General features: G+C 68.7%; 9 protein-coding genes and 1 pseudogene. All 10 read left to right on the top strand.

Going from position 1 to position 8,773, the window contains the following annotated elements; all coding sequences use genetic code 11:
* The first annotated feature begins 168 nt into the window (after nucleotides 1–168).
* Nucleotides 169–384 (top strand): annotated as a pseudogene (locus VFR64_20965) (type II toxin-antitoxin system PemK/MazF family toxin).
* Nucleotides 385–474: 90 nt separating this feature from the next.
* A complete protein-coding gene (locus VFR64_20960) occupies nucleotides 475–2,010 on the top strand; it encodes an ABC transporter substrate-binding protein (GenBank protein HET9492208.1) in 1,536 nt (511 codons plus the stop codon).
* Nucleotides 2,011–2,048: 38 nt separating this feature from the next.
* A complete protein-coding gene (locus VFR64_20955) occupies nucleotides 2,049–3,008 on the top strand; it encodes an ABC transporter permease (protein HET9492207.1) in 960 nt (319 codons plus the stop codon).
* A 22-nt stretch (nucleotides 3,009–3,030) separates the two neighbouring features.
* The gene (locus tag VFR64_20950) at nucleotides 3,031–3,900 is read left to right on the top strand and encodes an ABC transporter permease (GenBank protein ID HET9492206.1); all 870 of its coding nucleotides are present in this window, start codon (nucleotides 3,031–3,033) and stop codon (nucleotides 3,898–3,900) included.
* 324 nt (nucleotides 3,901–4,224) lie between these two features.
* Complete coding sequence (locus VFR64_20945; protein ID HET9492205.1) at nucleotides 4,225–4,623, top strand: PIN domain-containing protein; 399 nt, start codon at nucleotides 4,225–4,227, stop codon at nucleotides 4,621–4,623.
* Nucleotides 4,624–4,658: 35 nt separating this feature from the next.
* On the top strand, nucleotides 4,659–5,864 hold the full coding sequence (locus VFR64_20940; protein HET9492204.1) for an LLM class flavin-dependent oxidoreductase: 1,206 nt from the start codon (nucleotides 4,659–4,661) through the stop codon (nucleotides 5,862–5,864).
* Nucleotides 5,834–6,643, top strand: coding sequence for an alpha/beta hydrolase (locus tag VFR64_20935; protein HET9492203.1), 810 nt, complete (start codon nucleotides 5,834–5,836; stop codon nucleotides 6,641–6,643). The genes VFR64_20940 and VFR64_20935 overlap by 31 nt, the downstream gene beginning before the upstream one ends.
* Complete coding sequence (locus VFR64_20930) at nucleotides 6,640–7,434, top strand: glucose 1-dehydrogenase (GenBank protein HET9492202.1); 795 nt, start codon at nucleotides 6,640–6,642, stop codon at nucleotides 7,432–7,434. Before VFR64_20935 ends, VFR64_20930 begins: the two co-directional genes overlap by 4 nt.
* Nucleotides 7,431–8,588 (top strand): LLM class flavin-dependent oxidoreductase, encoded by a 1,158-nt coding sequence (locus tag VFR64_20925; GenBank protein HET9492201.1) that lies wholly within the window; start codon nucleotides 7,431–7,433, stop codon nucleotides 8,586–8,588. Before VFR64_20930 ends, VFR64_20925 begins: the two co-directional genes overlap by 4 nt.
* A gap of 17 nt (nucleotides 8,589–8,605) precedes the next feature.
* The coding region (locus VFR64_20920) for a CoA transferase (protein ID HET9492200.1) at nucleotides 8,606–8,773 on the top strand (168 nt) is incomplete at its 3' end.

Raw genomic sequence — 8,773 nt, 5'->3', positions numbered from 1 at the left:
GCGCGATCTCGGTCAGCAAGTCGGCCAGCCCGCTGCGGGAACGCGCCATCGCACCTCCAGTGCCCGGAGCCTAGCCGGCGGAGCCTCAGGGGGTCAAGGCAAGCCGGCGCAGGGCCATTGGTAGGATAATTCATCCTACCCAAGGAGGGCCCGTGCCGACTCCGACTCGTGGCCTGGATACTGAGGGGCGAGATCCGCTGGGCCGACCTCAACCCGACCCGCCGCCGGGAGCAGGCCGGGCTCCGGCCGGTGCTGGTCCTGAGCCGCGACGTGTTCAATGGGCGGTCCGGCACCGTCCTCGCCGTCGCCCTGAGCAGTCAAGAGCCACGCGCGGGCTTTCCCCTCACGCTGGAGAGCTGTGCCCGGGGTCTTCCGAAGCGGTCGAGATCATCGGCTGACGACGCTTGCGGCTCCCGGTAGCGGTGTTTATGATCTCGCCCACGAGTCTGACCGGGCTGCAGCTGGAGGCCTTCCATGAGAAAGATTGCCCTGCTTGCCATCGGATTGATCGTGCTGCTCGCCGCTCCGGCGGCCGCCCAGAAGAAGACGCTGGTCGTCGCCCTCAACCAGGATCCCGACATCCTGGATCCCACGCTGGGTCGCACGTACGTGGGGCGGATCATCTTCTCCCAGATGTGCGAGAAGCTCTACGAGATCGACGCACAACTGCGCATCCATCCGCAGCTCGCCGCCGAGCTGCCCCAGATCAGCGACGCCGGCCGCACGGTCACCATCAAGCTGCGGCCCAACGTCAAGTTCAACGACGGCACCCCGATGGACGCGGACAGCGTTAAGTTCTCCCTGGACCGGCACCGTGAGATGAAGGGCTCCAACCGCCGCAGCGAGCTCGCCCCCGTGGCCGCCGTGGAGGTGGCCGACCGCCTCACCGTGCGCCTGAAGCTGAAGGCGCCGTTCTCGCCGCTGCTGGCCCAGCTCACCGACCGCGCGGGGATGCCCGTGTCGCCGGCGGCGGTCAAGAAGCTCGGGGACAAGTTCGGGACCGCGCCCGTCTGCGTGGGGCCCTGGCAGTTCGTGGAGCGGGTGGCGCAGGACCGGATCGTGGTGGAGCGGTCGTCTCACTACTTCGACCCCGGTCAGGCGAAGTTCGAGCGCATCGTGTTCCGCATCATGCCCGACGACAACGTCCGCCTGGCCAACCTGAAATCAGGCGACGTCGACGTCATGCACCAGGTCACGCCGACGGATGCCACTGCGCTCAAAAAGGAAGGACGGTTCCAGGTCTCGAACGTCACCGGGCTCGGCTACCAGGGCGTCACCATCAACCTCCGGAACAAGACCGGCAAGACACAGCCGCCCGGCGACCTGGGGACCCCGCTGGGCAACGATCCCCGCGTGCGCGAAGCCTTCGATCTCTCGATCGACCGGGAGGCGCTCAACCAGGTGGCCTGGGACGGCCTCTTCACGCCCGGCTGCACTCCCATCCCGCCCATCAGCGTCTTCTTCGACAAGAGCCGCAAGTGTCCGGCGCGCGACGTGGCCCGGGCCAAGAAGCTCCTGGCCGAGGCGGGGCTGCCCAATGGCTATTCCTTCGAGATGGTGATCGTGAACAACCCCCGCGAGCGCCGGGTGGGGGAGATCGTCCAGCAGATGGCCCGCGAGGCCGGCTTCAACATCTCGCTACGGCCGCAAGAGTTCGCCTCCGCCCTGAAGGACAGCGACGACGGCAAGTTTCAGGCCTTCCTCATCGGCTGGAGCGGTCGGGTGGATCCCGACGGCAACATTCACCACAACCAGACGTGCAAGGGGGCCCTGAACGCCACCCACGCCTGCGACGAGAGGGTCGACGCGCTGCTGAACAAGGCGCGTGAGGTGAGCGACGTCGATCAGCGGCGGGCCCTGTACCGCGAGGCGATCGACATGTTCACCGCCCGGCGGAACATCGTGTACATCTACCACCCCAACTACCTCCTGGCGTACGCCAAGAACCTCAAGGGCTACCAGCCCGTGCCCGACGGCCTCATTCGAATCAAGGGGACGTCCTGGGAGTGACACTGCGGACGGGGTGACGACGGGCCGGTAGGGCCGCGGTGCTGCAGGTGCTGGTCCGCCGGGCCTTCATCTCGGTCGTCACCCTGTTCGTGATCAGCCTGATCGTGTTCGCCGGGGTCCGGGCCATCCCCGGTGACCCGGCCCGGGTGATGGCCGGCACCGAGGCCGACGAGGCCGGGCTGGAGGAAATCCGGGAAAAGTACGGCCTGGACGACCCGCTGCCCGTTCAGTACCTGCGCTGGATCGGGCTGGCGGTGCAGGGGGATCTGGGCGAGTCGATTCGCACGCGCGAGTCGGTAGCCGCGACGATCGCCCAGAAGCTTCCCATCACCATCGAGCTGACCGGCCTGGCCATCCTGGTAGCCGTGAGCATCGCCATCCCGGCCGGCGTCTTCGCCGCCGTGCGCCGGAACAGCGCCTGGGACATGCTGGCCAGCGCGTTGTCGCTGGGTGGCGTGTCGGTACCCAACTTCTGGCTCGGCATCATGCTGATTCTGCTCCTGTCGGTGCGCCTGGGCTGGCTGCCCGCCTCCGGCTTCGTCCCGTGGTGGGAGGACCTGGCGGCCAACCTGCAGCGAATGATCATGCCCGCGGTGGTCCTGGGGACCTCCCTCGCCGCCGTCCTCATGCGCCAGACCCGCAACGCGATGATCGAGGTGTTGAGCGCCGACTACATCCGCACGGCCCGCGCCAAGGGGCTGGCTCAGCATGGGGTGGTCTTCCGCCACGCCATCCGCAACGCCCTGCTTCCGGTCGTCACCATCCTGGGTCTGCAGATGGGCGCGCTCATGGGCGGCGCGGTCGTCACCGAGCAGATCTTCGTCGTGCCCGGGTTCGGTCGCCTCATCGTCGAGGCGGTCTTCACGCGGGACTATCCGCTGGTGCAGGGAGTGGTGCTGATCTCGGCCAGCGCGTACGTCGTCATCAACCTGTTCGTCGATGTCTCGTACTCGCTCCTGAATCCACGGATTCGCGTGAGGAGCGCCGGTGAGCGCTGAGGGCCCGGTGACCACGGCGGCCCTGGATCTGCCACGAACGACGGACCTGGCGCCCGCAGGCCCTCTGCGCCGAGCCTGGCGGCGCCTCCGACGCCGGCCGGTCTCGGTGGCCGGCGCCGTGATCGTGCTGTTGTTCACGGCGATGGCCCTGGGCGCGCCCTGGATCGCCACCACTGACCCCGTGCAGTCGAACTGGAGCCAGATCCGCAAGCCGCCGTCCCTGGCTCACTTCTTCGGCACCGACGATCTGGGGCGGGACACCTTCTCGCGGGTGGTGTGGGGGGCGCGCATCTCCATGCAGGCGGGGGTCTTCTCGATCCTGCTGGCCATTCTCGCCGGGGTCCCCGTGGGGCTCGTGTCGGGCTTCTACCGGGGCGCCCTCGACCAGCTCATCATGCGGTTGACCGATGCCTGGCTGTCGTTTCCCTTCCTGATCCTGGCCATCGGCCTGGTCACGATCCTGGGCCCCTCGCTGACCAACGCGACCCTGGCCATCGCGCTGGGCGCAACGCCGACCTACATCCGGCTCACGCGCGGCCTCGTGCTGTCCGTGCGCGAGGAGGACTACGTGCAGGGGGCGCGGGCGCTGGGGGCGGGGGACGTCCGCCTGATGGGGCTGCACATCATCCCCAACATCCTCAGCGCGATCCTCGTGCAGGCCACGGTGTCCATCCCCACCGCCATCATCGCCGAGGCCATCCTGTCCTTCCTCGGGCTCGGCGTCCAGCCGCCGGCACCCAGCTGGGGCACCATGCTCAACACCGCGCAGCAGTTCCTCGAATCCGCCCCCTGGATGGCCCTCTGGCCGGGGGTGGCGATCTTCTCGCTGGCCCTGTCGTTCAACCTGGCCGGCGACGGCCTGCGCGACGCCCTCGACCCCCGCGACTACTGACCTCGTGCGGGCATAGCTTCCTTGACCCCTCGGCAATATCGCGATACCGTGATACCGGCATGGCTCGGTACGTGACGACAAACCTTCGCTTCGACGAGGCTAGCTACCGGGATCTCCGCTACCATGCGAGCCGCCGCGGCGTGCCTGTGGCGCTCATCGTCCGGGAGGCGGTGGACCGCTATCTGGGCCGCGGAGATGAATCTGCGCACCTGCCCCTCGGCGACGATCCCGCCGACGCTTTCATCGGATGCGTGGATGTTTCCGGCGGGGACGAATCAGTCAACCACGACCATTACCTGTACGGGTGGGTCAAGGAGAGCGAGGGTGAAGGTCCTGGCCGACACGAGCGCGCTTCTGGCGCTCTACGTCCGCGACGACGCCAACCACGCCAGGGCGCTGGAGTTCGCCCGGCAGCATCCTCGGGCAAGGTACGTCCTGACCGAGTTGATCCTGGCCGAAATCGCGACACGGCTCCGCGCGCTCGCCGGCGCTGAGCGCGCGGCGTCGGTAACGCTGAGCCTGCTCGAGAGCCATCGCTACGAGGTCCTGTTCGCCGACACCGGGCTCCTGCGTGGGGCCATCGACAAGATGGGGCGGTTTCGCGACAAGCGCCTCAGCCTGACCGATTGCGCGAGTTTCGAGTTGATGGAGCGGTTGGGCCTGCGCGAGGCCTTTTCGTTCGACCGGGATTTCCGCGATTGCGGCTACCCCACCGTCCCGTAGACCGGTGATATGATCGGCCTCACCCGAACGGGCCGATGAAAATCTGTTTCTTCCATCTCATGCCGTACCGGTTCCTGCCCGAGGATTTCGAGGAGCGCTACCGCTCCGTCTGGGTGGACGTGCCCCACAGCCTCTTCGATCCCGAAAAGACCAGCGGGCTCTATCACGAGTACCTGGACGAGCTGGAGTACGCCGACCGGGCGGGCTTCGACGGCGTCTGCGTCAACGAGCACCACAACAACGCCTACGGGCTCATGCCCTCGCCGAACCTCATGGCCGCCGCCCTGGCCCGGCGGACCTCACGGGCCGCCCTCGTCGTGCTCGGCAACAGCCTGGCCGCCTACAACCCGCCCCTCCGCGTCGCCGAGGAGTTCGCCATGCTGGACGTGCTGAGCCGGGGGCGGCTGGTCGCCGGCTTTCCCGTCGGCACCTCGATGGACATGAACTTCGCCTACGGGATCAACCCGGCCACGTTGCGCGAGCGCTACTACGAGGCCCACGACCTCGTCATGCAGGCCTGGACCCGCCCCGAGGTGTTCACCTTCAACGGCAAGTACACGCAGCTGCGCTACGTGAACATCTGGCCCCAGCCGCTGCAGAAGCCGCACCCGCCGGTGTGGATCCCCGGCGGCGGCAGCGTGGAGACGTGGGAGTGGACGGCGCGGCTCGACTACGTCTACTGCAATCTCTCCTACTACGGCTACAAGCGCGGCAAGGCCACCCTCGACGGCTTCTGGGAAACGGTGGCCCGGCTGGGGGCCGACGACAACCCCTACCGGGCCGGCTTCCTGCAGCTGGTCTGCGTGGCCGACACCGATGCCGAGGCCGAGCGGCTCTATTCCACGCACGTGGACTACTTCTACCGGAAGTGCCTGAACGTCTGGGAGGGCTTCGCCGAGGCGCCCGGCTACCGCACGATGAAGACGCTGGAGGCGGGCATCCGACCCCAGGTGGGCTCGCTGGCCCGGAAGATCCGCCAGTCGCTCGACTGGGGCAAGTATCTGGAATCCGGCTACGTCATCGCCGGTAGCCCGGCCACGGTGCGCCAGCAGCTTGCCGAATGCGTCCGCACGCTGCGCGTAGGGCATCTCATGGTCCTGCTCCAGATCGGCAGCATGCCCAGGGAGCTCGCCCTGCACAACACGGCCCTGTTCGCCCGGGAGATCATGCCGTCGGTTCGGGAGCTCTGGCCAGGGCACAAGGACCGCTGGTGGCCTTCGGGATGCCTGCCGCAGCGATGATGGACGATCGGGTGATCCAGCTTCGGGGTGGGGCGCTCAGCTTCCAGGTGCTCGCCGCCGGCCGGGGCGTCCCCCTGGTGTACTTTCACTCCATGCACGAGCCGGGCCCCTGGCCCGCCGTCCTCGATCGGCTGGCCGAGCATTGCGCGGTCACGGCCCCGCAGCATCCCGGCGTGGGAGGCTCCCGAGGGGTGGAGACGCTGGACGACGTGCTGGACCTGACCCTGGCCTACGAGGAGCTGCTGGATGCGCTGGGGATCGCCCGCGCCCACCTGGCCGGACATTTCTTCGGAGGCATGGTGGCGGCGGAGCTGGCGGCGCTGTTCCCCGAGCGGGTGGACCGGCTCGTGCTCGTCGCGCCGCTGGGCCTCTGGCGTGACGACGCGCCGTCCGCCGACATCCTCATCCTGCCTCCCGACGAGCTCAGCCGCCTGCTGTGGCGCGATCCGACGTCGGAGGCAGCGCAGCAGTGGGCCGCCCAGCCCGTGGACGAAACCCAGAAGGTCGCCGCCCAGATCGAGTCGATCGCTCGCCGGGCGGCCATCGCGAAATTCGTCTGGCCCATTCCGGACAAAGGACTGCGGAAGCGGCTGCATCGCATCGAGGCCCCAACGCTCCTGCTCTGGGGGGACGCGGATCAGGTGAACCCGGTCAGCTACGCCGACGAGTGGCAGTGCCGCATCAAGGGCGCGGCGGTGAAGCTGCTGCCGGGCGGTCACATGCTCGTTCACGAGTCCCCGGACGCCGCGGCGACCGCGATGAAGGAGTTCCTGACATGAGCACGATCCACAGTGGGACGGCGGTGGTGACCGGCGCCGGCTCGGGAATCGGTCGGGCCACCGCCCAGTTGCTGGCCGCCCGGGGCGCGGCGGTGGCGGCGGTCGACGTCCAGGAGGCCGCCGCCCGCGAGACCGCCAACGTGATCACCAAGGCCGGTGGCCGCGCCGTCGCCTTCCAGGCCGACGTGAGCCGGGCTGCCGACCTGGACCGCGCGGTGGACGGCGCTGTCGCCGCGCTGGGCCCCCTGGAGATCATGGTCAACAACGCCGGCATCCTGGACGGCTACTTCAACGTGGACGAGACCGACGAAGCGGTGTGGCGCCGGGTGCTCGACATCGACCTCACCGGCGTCTTTTTCGGCTGCAAGCGCGCACTGCGCGAAATGCTGCCGCGTGGCCGCGGTCGGATCGTCAACATGGCCTCGGTGGCCGGGCTCAACGGCACGGGTGGCGGCGCCGCCTACGTGGCGGCCAAGCACGGAGTGGTGGGGCTGACGCGACAGATGGCCGTGACCTATTCGGCTCGCGGCATCACGGTCAACGCGGTCTGCCCGGGACCGATCCTGACGGGGCTCCGGCAGCATTCCCAGCAACTCCTCGGTCCCGGCGTGCCCGACATGAGCGGCCGGGGTATCGCCGTCAGCGAAGAGCAGATTCGAGCGGTGGTGCCCGCAGGCCGCCGGGGGACGGTGGAGGACATCGCCGCCGCCGTGTGCTTCCTGGCCTCGGAGGAGGCCGCCTACATCACGGGGCATACCCTCGTCGTCGATGGGGGCTGGAGGGCAAAGTGATCACCAAGTTCTCGGTGCTCTACGTCGGTCAGATCGAGCTCGACAACATCGGCAAGAACGGCACACCGGCCGATGAACGCCGTTACCCGAACGAACGATTCGCCGAGGTGTACTTCACGGCCCGGGACATCGCCCGCACCATGGACGACCTCGGCTTCTACTGCCTGTGGACGGCCGAGCACCACTTCCAGCGAGAGGGCTACGAGGTGGTGCCGAATCTGATTCTGTTCTCCACCTGGCTCGCCACCCAGACCCGCCGACTGAAGTTCGGCTGTGCCTTCAACATCCTGCCCATGTGGCATCCCATCCGGCTGGCCGAGGACTATGCCATGGCCGACATCATGACCGACGGCCGAGTGATCTTCGGCGTCGGCCGCGGCTACCACACGCGCGAGGTGGAGACGTTCGGCGCGCCCATGCTCGATGCCGACGCCAACCGGGCGCTCTTCGAGGAGCAGGTCGAGATCATCATGAAGGCGTTCCACTCGGAGTCGTTCGCGCATCGGGGCCGCCACTACACGCTGCCGCCCGCCGTCCCCTACCGCGGGTACGAGCTGAAGGAGATCACGCTGGTCCCGCGCCCGCTCCGCCAGCCCGTCGAGTGCTGGCAGCCCATCGTGAGCGCGGGCGCCCGCGGGCTCGACTTCATGATCAAGCACCGCATCAAGGGCCTCATCGGAGGCGGCGCGGCCACCATGGCCGAGCGCTCGATCCACGCCTACCGCGAGGCCGCCGAGCGCGCCGGCCTGGACTGGGCCCTCGGCGAGAACCTCAGCCTCGGAATCTTCTACCACCTGGCCGACTCGCGGGAGCGCGCCGTCCGCGAGATCACCCCGTGGTACGAGGAGCACGTCAAGATGTTCGGGCCGCTCGGGTTCGTGCCCGGGATCACGCCCGCTCAGCTGGAGGCGTCCACCCGGCGCGGCGGCTGGGCGGCCGCGGGCGTGCCCACCGTCGAGGACTACATGAAGGTGGGCGCCTGGTTCGCCGGCCCGCCCGAGGCGCTGGTGGCGCACCTGCGCTCGCTCGAGGAGCGATTCCCCGGGCTGCAGCACGTGCACCTGAGCAACAGCATGGGCACGCCGCGCGACGTCATGCTCGAGCAGCTGGCCTGGCTGGGCAAGGAGGTCGTGCCCAGGGTCGTGGCGCGCTAACCTCGCCCGGGCGCGGCATGCGTCCCTTCCACGGCATCCGGGTGGTGGAGTTCGGCCAGTTCATCGCGGCGCCGTGGTGCGCCCAGCTCCTGGCCGAGGGCGGCGCCCGCGTGGTGAAGGTGGAATCGCTGGACGGCGACCCGGTGCGGCAGCTCGCGCCGCTGGCGCCGGGCGAGAGCCGTCAC

It is taken from the genome of Candidatus Methylomirabilota bacterium (assembly GCA_035709005.1).
GTDB lineage: Bacteria > Methylomirabilota > Methylomirabilia > Rokubacteriales > CSP1-6 > 40CM-4-69-5.
The sequence above is the reverse complement of the archived record's forward strand: the minus strand, read 5'-3'. Positions and strand labels throughout refer to the sequence as shown.